We start from the raw sequence: 13,254 nt of genomic DNA, 5'->3' as shown, positions 1-13,254 counted from the left end.
GGTACAACGGAGCTCGCCCACCGGCACCGCTGAGCTTGCGCACCAATGCCTCCGCGGGTTCATCCTGCACATCGAGAAAGCTCACGCGGGCGCCATTCGCCACGAAAGCGCGGACCATATCGGCCCCGATCCCGGAGGCACCGCCGGAGATCAGCACGACGCGATCGGTCAAGCTCGGATAAGTCGCGAATTGTTTGGACATGAGATCACAGAAGCGCCTTGGTTGTTGGATCGAACAGACAGGCGCGCGACATGTCGATGCCGAGCGTTATCGTCTCGCCCATGATGGGAGCGTCATCCGGCTCGAAACGGCCAGTGATCTCCAGGTCGCCTAGCCTGAGGACGGCAAGTGTCTCGGCCCCCGTCGGTTCGACCAGTTCGACGGGCGCCTGCATCGACTGCACAGCCGGTTTGCGCGACTTCAAGTCGGTCGTGAAGCGGTAGATGTGTTCGGGCCGAACACCCAGCACCACGTCCTTTGGCGCACCGACAGGCAGCGGAGCGGCAAGGGCAAGAGTGGCGTCGCTGCCGTCAGCAGCGCGCACCGCGATGCTGGTTGTGCCGGTAAGCCGGGCGGGGATGAAATTCATCGCCGGCGATCCCATGAAACCGGCTACGAACATGTTGGTCGGCCGGTCATAGATCCGCTTCGGCGTGTCGAACTGCTGCACCGAGCCCTGGTTCATCACCGCAATGCGGGACGCGAGCGTCATCGCCTCGACCTGATCGTGGGTGACGTACACAGTCGTCTTGCCGACGCGGTGGTGAAGCTTCTTGATTTCGGTGCGCATGTCAACGCGCAGCTTGGCGTCGAGGTTGGACAAGGGCTCATCAAACAAAAACAGCTTCGGGTCGCGTACCAGGGCGCGCCCCATCGCAACGCGCTGCCGCTGGCCACCCGACAATTGCCCGGGCTTGCGGTTGAGCAACTGCTCGATCTGCAGGAGTGCGGCAACCCGCTTTACCGCTTCTGCCTGCTCCGCTTTGGGCACGCCTCGGCTTTCCATGCCGAAGGTGATGTTCTGGCGCACCGTCATCGTGGGATAGAGGGCGTATGACTGGAACACCATCGCTATGTCGCGGTCCTTGGGCTGCACGGAGTTCACCAGCCGGTCGCCAATCCAGATCTCACCCGACGTGACGGTTTCCAGGCCGGCGATCATGGCGAGCAAGGTTGACTTGCCGCAGCCGGAGGGACCGACAAGGGCGATGAATTCCCCGGTCCGCGCCTCGAGATTGATGCCGGCCAGAATCTCGAGGCCGCCATAGCTCTTGTGAAGGTCGCGGATCATCAGCGCGGACATGGGCGATGCCTCATTTGATGGCGCCCTGCGTCAGGCCGCGCACGAAGTATTTTCCACCGAACAGGTAGATCAGCAACGGCGGCAGCGCGCCGATCAGCACGGCTGCGCTCATCACATCGTAAGCACGGGCGGTCGTGCCGCCGGCAGTGAGCGCGACCAATGCCGCCGTAATCGGCTGCTGCTGGCCGGAGGTGAAGACGACCCCGAACAGATACTCGTTCCAGATGCCGGTGAATTGCCAGATGACGGTGACGATCAAAATCGGCGGCGACAGGGGCAGGATGATCTTGCGGAAAATCCGCCAGAAGCCGGCGCCGTCGATGCGTGCCGCCTTGATGAGGTCGTCCGGTATGCTGACGTAGAAATTGCGGCAGAACAGGGTCGTGAACGAAATGCCCTGGACGACGTGAATCAAGACCAGCCCGTATGTCGAATTGGTTAGGCCGAGTTTGCCGAGCAGGAACGCCCACGGCATCAGCGAGATCTGGCCGGGCATGAAGACGCCGAGCAGCATCAGATTGAACAGAATTTCCGAGCCCTTGAAGCGCCATTTCGACAGCACATAGCCGTTCATGGCGCCGAGAAGCGTGGAGATGACCGTCGCGGGAATCGTCATCCAGAGCGAGTTGAAGAAGTTGCGCTTCATGCCTTCGCAGGTGCCGCTGACGCAGTAAGTACCCCAAGCCTCCGCCCACGCGTCGAGGCGGAAGCTGCGCGGCAGCGAGATGAGGCCGTTGCGGGCAATCTCCGACTGCTCCCGCAACGAGTTGAAGACCACGACCAGCAGCGGTGCCAGGTAGATGACAGCGAAAAGCGTCAGCACCGCATAGGTAAGAAAGCGGTTCCAGAAATATCGCCGCGTAGCCGCCGCCGCTTCGGGATCATGCCGGGGGTTGGGGGCAATTTCAGCCATTGCGGCCCTCCGCCCGCCTGCGCCAAACGATCCACAAGGAATAGGGCACCAGCACAACCGCAAGGGCGGCGAGCATCATCATCGCCGCAGCGGCACCCTCGCCGATCTGCCCGCGCTGGAACATCAGGTCGTAGACGTAGATCGCCGGGAATGTAGTGGACACACCTGGCCCGCCCCGCGTCAACGCCGCCACCAGGTCGAACGTTTTGATGGCGAACTGGATTTGAATGACCGCCACCGCCAAAAAAATCGGGGCGATCGTCGGCAGGATGACCTTCCGATAGGTTCGGGAAACCGACGCACCGTCGATCTGGGCTGCTTTGACGAGATCCGGATCGACCGACCGCAGGCCAGCCAGGAAAAGCGCCATTGCGAAGCCGGACGACTGCCAGATACCAGTTATGATCACCGCATAGATCGCGGTGTTGCGGTTGGCCGTCAGGGCGAAGCTGAAGTCGGTCCAGCCGAGCCCCCGCACGAAGGCTTGGATGCCGTCGACGGGATTGTAGAGCCAGCTCCACACCGTACCGGTGACGATGAAGGACACCGCCAGCGGGTAGAGGAAGATGGTACGCCAAACCGCCTCGCCGCGAACGCGCTGGTCGATCAGGATCGCCAGAATCAGTCCGATGGCCATCGAGCCGACAATATAGAAGCCGCTGAACAGGAAGAGGTTGGTATAGGCGATGTTCCAGCGCCGGTTCGCCCAGAGCGAAGAATAATTGTCCAGACCGACGAACAAATAGGTCGGCATCAGCGACGAGTTGGAGAGCGAGAGATACAGCGTCCAAATCGTGAAGACGAAGACGTAGATGAAACTCGCCGCAAGCGACGGCGCCAGCACCAGAATGGGCACCATCGTGCCCAGGCGCTCCCGCCACGGGGTTGCGGGAGACGCAACCGGTACAGTCAGGTCATGTGTGGACATCGGCTGCTCCGGGGAAGTCAGGCCGGGCGCGCCGGCGCCCGGCCATCATCGGCAGCTTCTTCACATCTGCGCTTCGGCCGCATCAGCCATGGCACTAGCTGCGTCCTGCGCGGTCATATCCGGCGTCGCGACGAATTCAGTGACGGTATCCATGATCGCACCGCGCACCTTCTGCGGGATCGTCATGTTATGCGCCATCGAACGGACAAGCGTGCCGCCATCGATCGACGCCTGCAGGTCCTTCTGGGAGAGCTGCTGGCAGGGGTTGAAGCCGTTCGAAAGATCGACGTCGAGACGGGCCGGGATCGAGCCCTTGGTCTGATTGAAAATCGTCTGGAACTCGGGCGACAGGATGGTGCTGGCGAGCAGTTTCTGCCCCTCGACATAGTCCGGATCCTTCTGCTGGAAGAACACGACCGAGTCGGAATTCAGGATGAAGCCCGGCTTGCCCCAATCAGTCGGGGCCTGGGCGCAGACATAGTCGGTGCCCTCCTTGAAGCCGCCGGCCGTGAGCAGGCCGAGCGTCCAGTCGCCCATGATGTGAAAAGCGGCCTCGCCGCGGCCGACCAGATGCGACATGGTATCCCAGTCGCGCCCGTTCATGCCAGGGTCCATATATTTCGTCGTCATCGTGCGGAACTGCTCGAAGGCCTTGACCATGCCGTCGCTGCGCATTGCCTCGACGTCACCCTCGACGAAGGCCTTCTTGAAGAGATCGAGATCGATTCCGTAGACCACGACCTCGAAGACCGTCGAATCGGTCCAGTCGGCGGTCGAGTGCGAGATGCAGATTTTGCCTGACGCCACGATCTTGTCGCAGGCGGCGTTGAAGTCTGTCCATGTCTTCGGCACTTCGGCGACGCCTGCTTCCTGCATGACCTTCGGCGATGCCCACAGCCAGTTGATGCGATGGATGTTCATCGGCGCCGCTACCCAGCTGCCGGTCGGCTTCATCACCGGCAGCAATTCGGGAGCGACGACCTTCTCCCAATTTTCCGCTGTCGCCAGTTCGTCGAGATTGGCTGTCATGCCGGTCTCGTTCCATTCGGCGATCTCGGGTCCCTTGAGCTGCACCGCGGGGGGTGCATTGCCGGCGATCACGTCGGCGCGCAATTTCGCCAGCGTGTTGGCCGTGTGGCCCGCGATGGAGGTCTGCTGCCAGGTGCCACCCTTGGCGGTAAACATCTCGCCGAGCTTGGCGATAGCCTGGGCGTCCGATCCGGTCGCCCATTGATGCAACAGGTTGGTCTTGGGCTCTGCGAACGCGGCTCCCGCAACAAAGGTGTACGCCGCAGCGGCCGCAAGGGCCGTCCTCAGGTATTCCATCGTTTCACTCCCATGTGATGTTACGGTTCGTATCGACCGCCTGTGGACGCAATTGAGCTCGTCGCAGACGGAGATGCAGTAATCTCCGTTCTTTCCAAGATGACATATTTGAGCTATCAGTCAACGTCCTTTGTGCTCATCATGAACAAACCTTCGCTTAGAAATTGGCTGATCGACAGACCCTCCGCGTCACCGGAGAGCCTGATCGTTCTATGTCTACGTGAGCGCGGCGTGCTTTCTGCGTCGCAAATTACCCGCATCACTGGTTTGGCGCGGTCGACGGTTTCAACCGCGCTCAATGGCTTGAGAAAGTCCGGAATGGTGATCGAATCCTCGACCCACCATGACGGGATCAGGGGTATCGGCAGGCCTGCGACGACATTGACACTCAATCCCGCTGCGGGCACCTGTATCGGGATCCACCTAGGCCTCGATGAGATGCGGTGCGTCGTCGCCGACGTCTCGCATTCTGTCATTACCGAACAAACTATCCCCATGGGTCTGGACTACCAACCGCAACAGGCGGCCCAGCTCGCCAAGTCAGCAATTGCCCAATCCTACGAAGAGAACGGTCTGCCGATGGCGGGGCTCCTGGGGGTTGGGGTTTCCGTCTCGGGCCCTGTCAGCCGCGAAGGAGTGGTGCAGCGTGCGAGTATTGTTCCGACCTGGGCCGGGGTCAACATCCGCGATGTGTTCGGGCCGGTTCTCGAACAGCCGATTTTCGCCGATAACGAGAGCAACTGCTCGGCCATTGCGGAGCTGATGTGGGGCGCGGCTGTCGGCCAAGATGATTTCGTGCTGTTCAAGATCGATCTGGGCGTCGGCGGGGCCATTGTCCAGCATGGCCGGCTGGTGACTGGCATCGCCGGCGGTGCCGGCGAATTCGGGCACATCAGCGTTGATCCCAGCGGCGATCTTTGCCGGTGCGGCAATCGCGGATGCCTCGAGCTTTATGCGAGCTTTGCCCGGCCGCTCGAGCAGATTTCGCGCATCGTGCGGCGGCCGGTCACGATGGACGAGGTAATCATGATGGCTGAACAGGGCGACGTCGGGGCGCTGCGGATGATCGAGGACACCGCCGAGTTCGCCGGCCGTGGTCTTGGCTTGATCGGCTCGGTGATCAATCCGCCACTCATCATTATCGGTGGCCGCATGGCTTTGGCGGGCGATATTCTCCTGGCACCGCTGATCGCGTCATATGAACGCCACACGCTCATCAAGTCCCGCGATCTCGCGCCCGCCCTGCGCACGCGGATAATTGTTGGCAAGCACACAGAGAACGACGCATTGCTCGGCGCAGTCGGCCTCGTGCTGCGACACAACAGCCGACTGCAATGATCTGGCCTTGCTCGCCGAATAGCGCCGACCGATTGCCCCTTACTCCCACTCGATTGATGCCCAATCACGAGGATGAGGACAGCGATCCGGTGGGCTGCTCCGGTCCCGCAACGGTTCTGACGTGCCTGCCACGGACCATAAGGCGGCATGAACTCAGGTTGATCGTCCCATTCGCTGACAGCACGATCTATGAGATGGAGAAACGAGGTGAATTGCCGAGCAGCGCCGACAGACATATCTGGCCGGACGCGCGAAGCTTGCTCATGGCCCTGACCTCCGTCAGCGGAAAGTCCGGCCGGTGAAAGCGCAGCAGCCGGATATTTAGTAGAGGCAGCCAGAAGCTATCGCGCCATGTTCAAGCGCGATAGTTTTGGGCATTAACTGAGTTTGGCGAAAGAGACAGGTCTGCAATTGGCCCCGATTGTTGGGAGACGGGCAAATTTGTTACAAAACCTCGGATATAAGGCCGCATGACCGAGAAATGATATAAGTTGTCACGGTGGTTGCGACCTAGAGATATTCCTCTCAATGGCCGCATTTCTGTTGACTTCGCTCCGGCTCCAGATGGCAAATTGTGCCACTTTGACCCATCTCGGTCGGCAACTTCGCGCCATGAGCCGACCTTAGATACCGTGATCCTCGACCATTTGTCTCACTTCGATAGCGGACGAGATCATTGTTGATTGCCGCGAGCCCGGATTACGACCGCAAAGCGGTCAAAAATCCAAATCCATATCGTGATGATGATGCTCGTGACCGGGAAGCTCCGGCGGCGGCGGGCCAGGCACTTCGGCCACCATGGCCTCCGTCATGATGAGGAGGCCTGCCACCGAGGCTGCGCCCTGGAGCGCCGTTCGCACCACTTTGGCCGGGTCGATGATGCCCTTTGACACCAGATCCCCGTACACGCCCGATTGGGCATCGTAGCCATAGGCGTTGTCGTCGTTTTCAAGGATTCCGGCGATGACGACCGAGCCTTCCAGGCCGGCATTGATCGCGATTTGCCGAGCCGGCCAGGTGATCGCCTTCCTGACGATCGCGATGCCGACCTGCTGGTCCTCGTTGCTGCCCTTGAGCTTCTTGAGCGCCCTGCCGGCGCGCAGCAAGGCGACCCCACCGCCGGGGAGAATGCCCTCTGCAACCGCGGCTCTTGTCGCGTTCATCGCGTCATCGATGCGATCCTTCTTCTCCCTGACCTCGACCTCGGTTGCACCGCCGACCCGGATAACGGCGACGCCACCGGCGAGCCTGGCCAGCCGCTCCTGGAGCTTCTCGCGGTCGAAATCGGAGGTGGTTTCCGCAAGCTCGAGCTTGATCTCGGCGATGCGGGCCTCGATCCTTTCCCGCTTGCCGGCGCCACCGACAATCGTGGTGTTTGCCTTGTCGATCATCACCTTCTTGGTGCGCCCGAGCATATCGAGGGAAGCATGCTCGAGCTTGATGCCCAAATCCTCCGAGATCACCGTTGCGCCGGTCATCAGTGCGAGATCCTGCAGCATCGCCTTGCGGAGGTTTCCGTAGGCCGGCGCCTTCACGGCTGCAACCTTGAGAGCGCCGCGCAACTTGTTGACCACCAGCGCCGCCATCACCTCACTCTCGACATCATCGGCGATGATGAGCAGCGGCTTGCCGGCCTGCACCACCTTCTCCAGCAGCGGCAGTATTTCGTTCAGACTGGACAGTTTCTTCTCGCTGATGAGGACATAGGCATCCTGCATCTCGACCCGCATCTTTGCGCGATTGGTGATGAAATGGGGCGAGATATAGCCGCGGTCGAACTGCATGCCCTCGACGAATTCGAGTTCGGTTTCGAGCGACGTCCCGTCCTCGACAGTGATCACGCCGTCATTGCCGACCCTCTTCATGGCGTTGGCGAGGCAGCGGCCGATCTCCCTGTCGCCGTTGGCCGAGATGGTGCCGACTTGCGCAATCTCGACGTTCGAGGTGACCTTCGTGGCACTGTTTTTGAGTTCCGCGACGACGGCTTCGACCGCGAAATCGATGCCGCGCTTCAGGTCCATGGGATTCATGCCGGCGGCCACCGCCTTGGCGCCCTCCCGGGCGATCGCATGCGCGAGCACGACGGCGGTGGTCGTGCCGTCGCCGGCCTGATAGGAGGTTTTTGTTGCTATCTCACGCACCATCTGGGCGCCCATGTTCTCGAACTTGTTGTCGAGTTCGATTTCCCTGGCGACGGTCACGCCGTCCTTCGTGACCCGCGGCGCGCCGTGCTCCCTGCCGATCGCGACGTTGCGCCCCCGCGGGCCAAGCGTGACGCTCACCGCATTCGCCAGGGTGTCAATGCCGCGCAGCATTCTGTCGCGAGCCTCGAACGAAAACATGATCTCCTTGGCAGCCATTTCCTTGATCCTTAGACCTAATCTACGGGGAACGGCGAAGCTTCATTCGGCCGCTCAGGCGAGATTGTCCCGTGGCAGCCCGAGCCGATTCCAGACATCGAACAAAGCTGCTGCGAGCCGATCAATCATGATGTCCTCATGACAAGGTGTCGGCGTGATGCGCAGCCGCTCAGTTCCCTTCGCCACGGTCGGATAATTGATCGGCTGGATATAGATGTCGTGATCGCTCAGCAGCAGGTCGCTCGCCGCTTTGCATTGCGCCGGATCGCCGACTGCCACCGGAACGATATGGGTGTCGCTCAGGATGACCGGCAGCGCAGCGGCACCCAGCGCCGCCTTGACCCGCCGGACGCGGTCCTGCTGGCGCTTGCGCTCCCACTGCGAGGTTTTCAGATGCCGGATCGCCGCTGTGGCCGCTGCGCAGATCGCCGGCGGCAACGCAGTGGTGAAGATGAAACCCGGAGCATAGGAACGAACCGCATCGATCAGCACAGCACTTCCCGTGATATAGCCGCCGAGGCAGCCGAAGGCCTTGGCGAGCGTGCCTTCGATCACATCGATCCGGTTCATGGCGCCGTCGCGCGCGGCGATGCCGGCGCCGCGAGGGCCGTACATGCCCACAGCATGGACCTCGTCGAGATAGGTCATTGCGCCGTACCGATCGGCGATTTCGCAAATGCGATTGATTGGCGCGACGTCGCCGCCCATCGAATAGAGACTTTCGAAGACGATGAGTTTTGGCCGGTCCGGACCCGCCGCCTTCAACAATTCCTCGAGGTGATCGACGTCGTTGTGGCGGAAGATGCTCTTCTCCGTACCGGACTGGCGGATGCCCTCGATCATCGAATTGTGGTTGAGCGCATCGGACAGGATCAGACAACCGGGGATCAGCTTGGCGATGGTCGAGATGCCAGTCTGATTCGAAACATAGCCGGACGTAAAGACCAGCGCCGCCTCCTTGCCGTGAAGATCGGCAAGCTCGCTCTCGAGCTCTAGGAGCGGATGGCTGGTACCGGAGATATTGCGCGTCCCGCCGGCCCCCGTTCCCAGGCGGGTAGCAGTCTCCACCATGGCGGCGACCACTTTTGGGTTTTGTCCCATCCCGAGATAGTCGTTGGAGCACCAGATCACGACGTCCTTCGGTCCATGCGGGGAATGCCACACGGCATTGGGAAAGCGTCCGGCGAGGCGCTCAAGGTCCGCGAACACACGGTAGCGCCGTTCCTCCTGCAGACGCGCGATCGCATCTGCAAAGAAACCGTCATAACTCATATTGCGTGGCCCTAAGATACGGCCTTGCCCATCGGCCTTATCGCCCGCATCTCCGGTCATCGGAGGTCCAAATCGCCGCGACGCAATGACGTTCTTTACGCCGCCAGGTTTGCCGGTGTGCAACGCTGTGGGTTCCGCCATCGCCCGATTCCCCTGCTTGCATCCGAATTATGTCGAAGCGCGATGCGCGCGGATCCTGCTCGCATCGTTCCTCACGACCCGCGTTCAGGAAGGTCGAAGTTGAGCTGCAACATTCGCGCGATGTTTATCAGTATCGTCTCGCAGACCTTATCTTGATTAGGATCCAGATATTTGACAGTCCAGTTTGCCCCGTTCTCCTTGGTTTCGAGCCGCTGAATCACAAAATCGGTAACGTGCCCGCACCCCGGCTCCTTATGAAGATCCGCGAGGATCAATGCCTTAAGCTCCGAAGCTTCCTTTGTATGCCTTTGCATCGCCGCTCTCCTTCCGGATGGCAACTTCTACGCATCGATCAACTTCATAATCGTGATCTCCATCATCCCGGGGCTCGCGTCATCGCACCAGCTCACCCAACCTAGCGGCAATGCCGCTGCTTGGCGTGTCAGCGTCTAGCCCCTCCACGAATTGCCCATGTGGGTTCATAATGTAGATGTAGGTGCCGTGGTCCATTAGGTAGTCGTCACCGCCCACCTCACCCTGGCGCGCCACACCATAGGCGCCATATGCCTCCGAAACTGCAGCAATCTGTTGCGGGCTGCCGGTCAGTCCGACGATGCGCGGATCGAACGCCGCGGTAAAGCTTCCCATCACCTCATGCGTGTCGCGTTCAGGATCGATGGTGATGAAGAGCGGCTGCAGATTTGCAGCGTCGGGACCGAGTTCCTCAATCGCGGCGGCGATTTCGGACAGAGTCGTCGGACAGATATCGGGGCAAGACGTATAGCCGAAGAAAACCAGCAGCCATTTGCCGCGATAAGTCTCATCGGTGACCGTCGTTCCGTCCGGCGCCGTGAGCGTGAATGGGCCACCGACCGTCACAGGCGCCGTGTCAGCCCGCACGAGCGGTTGGCAGATCGACAGGGCCGCTGCGAATATGATGCAGAAGAGGGTTTCCGGACCGTAGGCCCAGGGGCGGAGCAATCCATGCCGTCGCTTCATCAAGTACCTCCGGCAATTCGAGAATGACACGCCAAAACCCACCGCGTGTGTTTGTGATTAACAAACTCGCCTAAACCGTCCTATTTTATCATATTTTGTTGCTGAATGGCTAGACATGGTAGTGGTTTGGCTCTATATTTAAAAGTTGCCCCTCATCCCTCACGAAGGAGGTGGCTTTTATGACGATTTGCGAATTGATGAGCGGGCTAGCAGCAATCGCTGTCGTTGCGACAATGTCCGCGCCTGCGCAAGCCTACGAAGTGGGTCCGGTCACGGGAGGCGGAACGATCGAGGGTACGATCGTCTACCGCGGCGACGTGCCGACAACAAAGATCATCCCCACCAAGGATATCGAGGTGTGCGGCGACCCCCGCGAGGAGCCGCTGATCGAAGTCGGCAGCGACCAGGCCGTGCTGAACGCGGCGGTGCAGCTGGTCGACGTGGCACAGGGAAAGGCCTGGCCGGAGCCCGGAAAGCCGCCTGAGCTTAACAACCTCAAATGCCGCTTTGAGCCCGCGGTTCAGATGATACCCGCCGGTTCGCTGGAGGTGGTCAACAGCGACCCAATGCTCCACAACACCCACGGCTATTATGGCAAGCGAACCGCCTTCAACCTGGCGCTGCCCAATAAGGGCCAGCGGATACCCGTCGAACTGAAGCGGGCCGGCACTGTCCGCGTCGACTGCGACGCGCATGGCTGGATGGAAGGCTGGGTCTATGTGGTGGATAATCCCTATTACGCGGTCACCGGCGCCGATGGCAAGTTCAGCATAACCGATGTTCCGCCGGGCAACTACAAACTCGTGGCGATCCACCCCTTCACCGGGCCCATCGAGCAGCCCGTAAAGGTAGAGGAGAATAAGGCCACCAGTCTGACGGTTGAACTGAAAAAATAAAGAAAAATTTGCGACCGACTGATTCAACAGGGTCGCGCTCCTGCGAGAAGACCGACGCTTTAAGAAACGGTCTGCACTGAGGAGGAACCGTGATGTCTGACGAGCTTGACCGCATTCGGCGCGAAATGCATGCGGTGCTGCAGCCGCCTGGAGTACGGCCCGACGACTCGCTCCAAATCACCCGCCGCACCTTCATTCACAGATCGCTGCTGTTCGGTGCTGCTTCCGTCGGCCAGACCTTCGCGTGGTGGCCGCTGCTCAACACTATCGACGTCGCTCACGCCGCCGAAGCGCCCTTCAAATTTGCCTGGATTTCGGACACCCATCTCTACGAGAGATCCCTCAACACGCGCTTCGTCGACAAGGTGGTGCGCGCGGTGCAAGAGGTCCAGGCCATGGATCCGCCGGCCGACTTCCTGATCTTCGGCGGCGACCTGGCCCAGCTCGGAAAGATCGAGGAACTTGAGCTTGGCGTTGAGCTCCTCAAGGATCTGAAGATCAAGAAGTACTACATCCCGGGCGAGCATGACTGGTATCTGGATATGGGCAAGAAGTGGGGCGAGTTGTTCGGCCAACCCAACTGGACCTTCGATCACAAAGGCGTGCGCTTCATCGGGCTCGATACGGTCAGCCGGGGACCGGACTACTGGACAGCGAAGAAGATGACGCCAGAGGAGCGCATGGGCCACATGGCTACCCTCGACGGCACGGTTGCCGGCGCGTGGGCCGGTGTCGGCCGCGAGCAACTCGACTGGATGCAGAAGACACTCGCCGACTGGGATAAGTCCAAACCGATCGTCATCTTCAGCCATAATCCGCTGTACGAGTACTACCCGCCCTGGAATTTCTGGGTGCGCGACTGGCGCGAAGTGAATGACGTGCTGAAGCCTTATACTAAGGTCACCAACATCCACGGTCACGTCCACCAGGTGCTCTACAACGAGATCGGCAGCATGCGCTCGATCGGAATGCTGGCGACCTCCTGGCCATGGCCGTATGCGCCGGAAGGCGTGCCCAAGCTGACCAAGCCGATGATCCGTGTCGATCCGGGCGATCCCTTCGACGGGGTCGGTTGGGAAACCGTGAACGTCAACGCCGACGACAAGGTCGATGTCGAGTACATCATGTGGGGGCGCAAGGAGGTGTTCGTCCAGACGCCGGAGGACCACGACAAGAGCATTGAGGAGGTCATACGGCCACGCATCGCCGACAATCAGTACCCGTGGGCAAATCCATAGAGGGGGTGGCTATGATAAACACATCGACATTCCTCTGCATTCTGAGGCGTTCCACAGTCGCAGGAGCAGTCGTCGCAGCTGCCGTCGTCGTCGGGCCGGCCAGTGCCAATAAGGATCCGGTGACGCCAAAGCAGCTGAAACTCTATCAAGAAGCGTTCATGGAGGAGGTCAGGAAGGGAGACCTCCTGTTCCACGGTGATGCGGCGATGGCGGAGCAGTTGGGCGTCAAGCTGTCGACCACCGGGTGGGCCTGCGCCATGTGCCATCCGATGGCCTCCGATACCCACCCGCAGGCGTTCCCGAAGTTCCAGCAGTCGATGGCTAAGTTCGCGACACTGCGCGACATGATCAACTGGTGCATCGAGAAACCGAACCAGGGCGAGAAGATCGATCCCGAATCGGAGGCGATGAAGGCGCTCGAGGCGTACATCACCTGGTCGAACACCGGCTCGGTGTTGGTGCCAGGCAAGTACTAGTCTCGTCGATAGCCGGCACCGGCTTCACGGGAGCTCGAAGCGAGTCCCATCGGGAGGGGTGGG

General features: G+C 60.6%; 13 protein-coding genes and 1 pseudogene. 5 read left to right on the top strand and 9 right to left on the bottom strand.

Annotation, left to right across the window (positions count from 1 at the left end; translation table 11 throughout):
• The 5 genes from EOA85_RS39765 to EOA85_RS01370 form a co-directional block, all read right to left on the bottom strand.
• A partial coding sequence (locus EOA85_RS39765) for an SDR family NAD(P)-dependent oxidoreductase (protein WP_127208057.1) occupies window positions 1–202 on the bottom strand: 202 nt, incomplete at its 3' end.
• A 4-nt stretch (window positions 203–206) separates the two neighbouring features.
• Window positions 207–1,304 carry a sn-glycerol-3-phosphate ABC transporter ATP-binding protein UgpC gene (ugpC, locus tag EOA85_RS01385; protein ID WP_065007049.1) on the bottom strand — a complete coding sequence of 366 codons (1,098 nt, stop codon included), beginning with the start codon at window positions 1,302–1,304 and terminating at the stop codon, window positions 207–209.
• Between the two features lie 10 nt (window positions 1,305–1,314).
• Window positions 1,315–2,217 carry a carbohydrate ABC transporter permease gene (locus EOA85_RS01380; RefSeq protein WP_127208056.1) on the bottom strand — a complete coding sequence of 301 codons (903 nt, stop codon included), beginning with the start codon at window positions 2,215–2,217 and terminating at the stop codon, window positions 1,315–1,317.
• The gene (locus EOA85_RS01375) at window positions 2,210–3,145 is read right to left on the bottom strand and encodes a sugar ABC transporter permease (RefSeq protein WP_127208055.1); all 936 of its coding nucleotides are present in this window, start codon (window positions 3,143–3,145) and stop codon (window positions 2,210–2,212) included. Before EOA85_RS01375 ends, EOA85_RS01380 begins: the two co-directional genes overlap by 8 nt.
• A 60-nt stretch (window positions 3,146–3,205) precedes the next feature.
• Window positions 3,206–4,471: an ABC transporter substrate-binding protein gene (locus tag EOA85_RS01370; protein ID WP_127208054.1), complete on the bottom strand. Its 1,266-nt coding sequence runs from the start codon at window positions 4,469–4,471 to the stop codon at window positions 3,206–3,208.
• Between the two features lie 141 nt (window positions 4,472–4,612).
• Between EOA85_RS01370 and EOA85_RS01365 the strand changes: the two genes are divergently transcribed.
• Both EOA85_RS01365 and EOA85_RS38535 read left to right on the top strand, forming a co-directional pair.
• Entirely contained in the window at window positions 4,613–5,809 is a 1,197-nt protein-coding gene (locus EOA85_RS01365) for an ROK family transcriptional regulator (RefSeq protein ID WP_206523220.1), read from the top strand.
• Window positions 5,810–5,934: 125 nt separating this feature from the next.
• Window positions 5,935–6,134 (top strand): annotated as a pseudogene (locus EOA85_RS38535) (hypothetical protein).
• A 391-nt stretch (window positions 6,135–6,525) separates the two neighbouring features.
• On the opposite strand, the gene groL reads toward EOA85_RS38535, so the two are convergent.
• The 4 genes from groL to EOA85_RS01340 all read right to left on the bottom strand — a co-directional run bounded on the left by groL (window position 6,526) and on the right by EOA85_RS01340 (window position 10,581).
• Window positions 6,526–8,169 (bottom strand): chaperonin GroEL, encoded by a 1,644-nt coding sequence (gene groL, locus EOA85_RS01355; RefSeq protein WP_127208052.1) that lies wholly within the window; start codon window positions 8,167–8,169, stop codon window positions 6,526–6,528.
• Between the two features lie 54 nt (window positions 8,170–8,223).
• Window positions 8,224–9,441: a 5-aminolevulinate synthase gene (gene hemA, locus EOA85_RS01350; RefSeq protein WP_127208051.1), complete on the bottom strand. Its 1,218-nt coding sequence runs from the start codon at window positions 9,439–9,441 to the stop codon at window positions 8,224–8,226.
• Window positions 9,442–9,653: 212 nt separating this feature from the next.
• On the bottom strand, window positions 9,654–9,896 hold the full coding sequence (locus tag EOA85_RS01345; protein WP_127208050.1) for a hypothetical protein: 243 nt from the start codon (window positions 9,894–9,896) through the stop codon (window positions 9,654–9,656).
• A 79-nt stretch (window positions 9,897–9,975) separates the two neighbouring features.
• Window positions 9,976–10,581 (bottom strand): SCO family protein, encoded by a 606-nt coding sequence (locus EOA85_RS01340; RefSeq protein ID WP_127208049.1) that lies wholly within the window; start codon window positions 10,579–10,581, stop codon window positions 9,976–9,978.
• Between the two features lie 233 nt (window positions 10,582–10,814).
• Here EOA85_RS01340 and EOA85_RS01335 point away from each other — a divergent pair, with 233 nt between their 5' ends.
• The 3 genes from EOA85_RS01335 (at window position 10,815) to EOA85_RS01325 (ending at window position 13,191) form a co-directional block, all read left to right on the top strand.
• Window positions 10,815–11,477, top strand: coding sequence for a carboxypeptidase regulatory-like domain-containing protein (locus tag EOA85_RS01335; protein ID WP_127208048.1), 663 nt, complete (start codon window positions 10,815–10,817; stop codon window positions 11,475–11,477).
• A gap of 92 nt (window positions 11,478–11,569) precedes the next feature.
• Entirely contained in the window at window positions 11,570–12,715 is a 1,146-nt protein-coding gene (locus EOA85_RS01330; protein WP_127208047.1) for a metallophosphoesterase, read from the top strand.
• Between the two features lie 11 nt (window positions 12,716–12,726).
• Complete coding sequence (locus EOA85_RS01325; protein WP_065007041.1) at window positions 12,727–13,191, top strand: hypothetical protein; 465 nt, start codon at window positions 12,727–12,729, stop codon at window positions 13,189–13,191.
• Window positions 13,192–13,254 lie beyond the last annotated feature (63 nt).

It is taken from the genome of Mesorhizobium sp. M5C.F.Ca.IN.020.29.1.1, assembly GCF_003997375.1.
Lineage (GTDB): Bacteria > Pseudomonadota > Alphaproteobacteria > Rhizobiales > Rhizobiaceae > Mesorhizobium > Mesorhizobium wenxiniae.
Note: the sequence above shows the minus strand (reverse complement) of the source record. Positions and strands in the feature narration are given on the sequence as shown.

Coding starts and splice junctions, on each gene's coding strand:
- ugpC (WP_065007049.1), bottom strand. CDS start 1,304: ATGTCCGCGCTGATGATCCGCGACCTTCACAAGAGCTATGGCGGCCTC.
- EOA85_RS01380 (WP_127208056.1), bottom strand. CDS start 2,217: ATGGCTGAAATTGCCCCCAACCCCCGGCATGATCCCGAAGCGGCGGCG.
- EOA85_RS01375 (WP_127208055.1), bottom strand. CDS start 3,145: ATGTCCACACATGACCTGACTGTACCGGTTGCGTCTCCCGCAACCCCG.
- EOA85_RS01370 (WP_127208054.1), bottom strand. CDS start 4,471: ATGGAATACCTGAGGACGGCCCTTGCGGCCGCTGCGGCGTACACCTTT.
- EOA85_RS01365 (WP_206523220.1), top strand. CDS start 4,613: ATGAACAAACCTTCGCTTAGAAATTGGCTGATCGACAGACCCTCCGCG.
- groL (WP_127208052.1), bottom strand. CDS start 8,169: ATGGCTGCCAAGGAGATCATGTTTTCGTTCGAGGCTCGCGACAGAATG.
- hemA (WP_127208051.1), bottom strand. CDS start 9,441: ATGAGTTATGACGGTTTCTTTGCAGATGCGATCGCGCGTCTGCAGGAG.
- EOA85_RS01345 (WP_127208050.1), bottom strand. CDS start 9,896: ATGCAAAGGCATACAAAGGAAGCTTCGGAGCTTAAGGCATTGATCCTC.
- EOA85_RS01340 (WP_127208049.1), bottom strand. CDS start 10,581: ATGAAGCGACGGCATGGATTGCTCCGCCCCTGGGCCTACGGTCCGGAA.
- EOA85_RS01335 (WP_127208048.1), top strand. CDS start 10,815: ATGTCCGCGCCTGCGCAAGCCTACGAAGTGGGTCCGGTCACGGGAGGC.
- EOA85_RS01330 (WP_127208047.1), top strand. CDS start 11,570: ATGTCTGACGAGCTTGACCGCATTCGGCGCGAAATGCATGCGGTGCTG.
- EOA85_RS01325 (WP_065007041.1), top strand. CDS start 12,727: ATGATAAACACATCGACATTCCTCTGCATTCTGAGGCGTTCCACAGTC.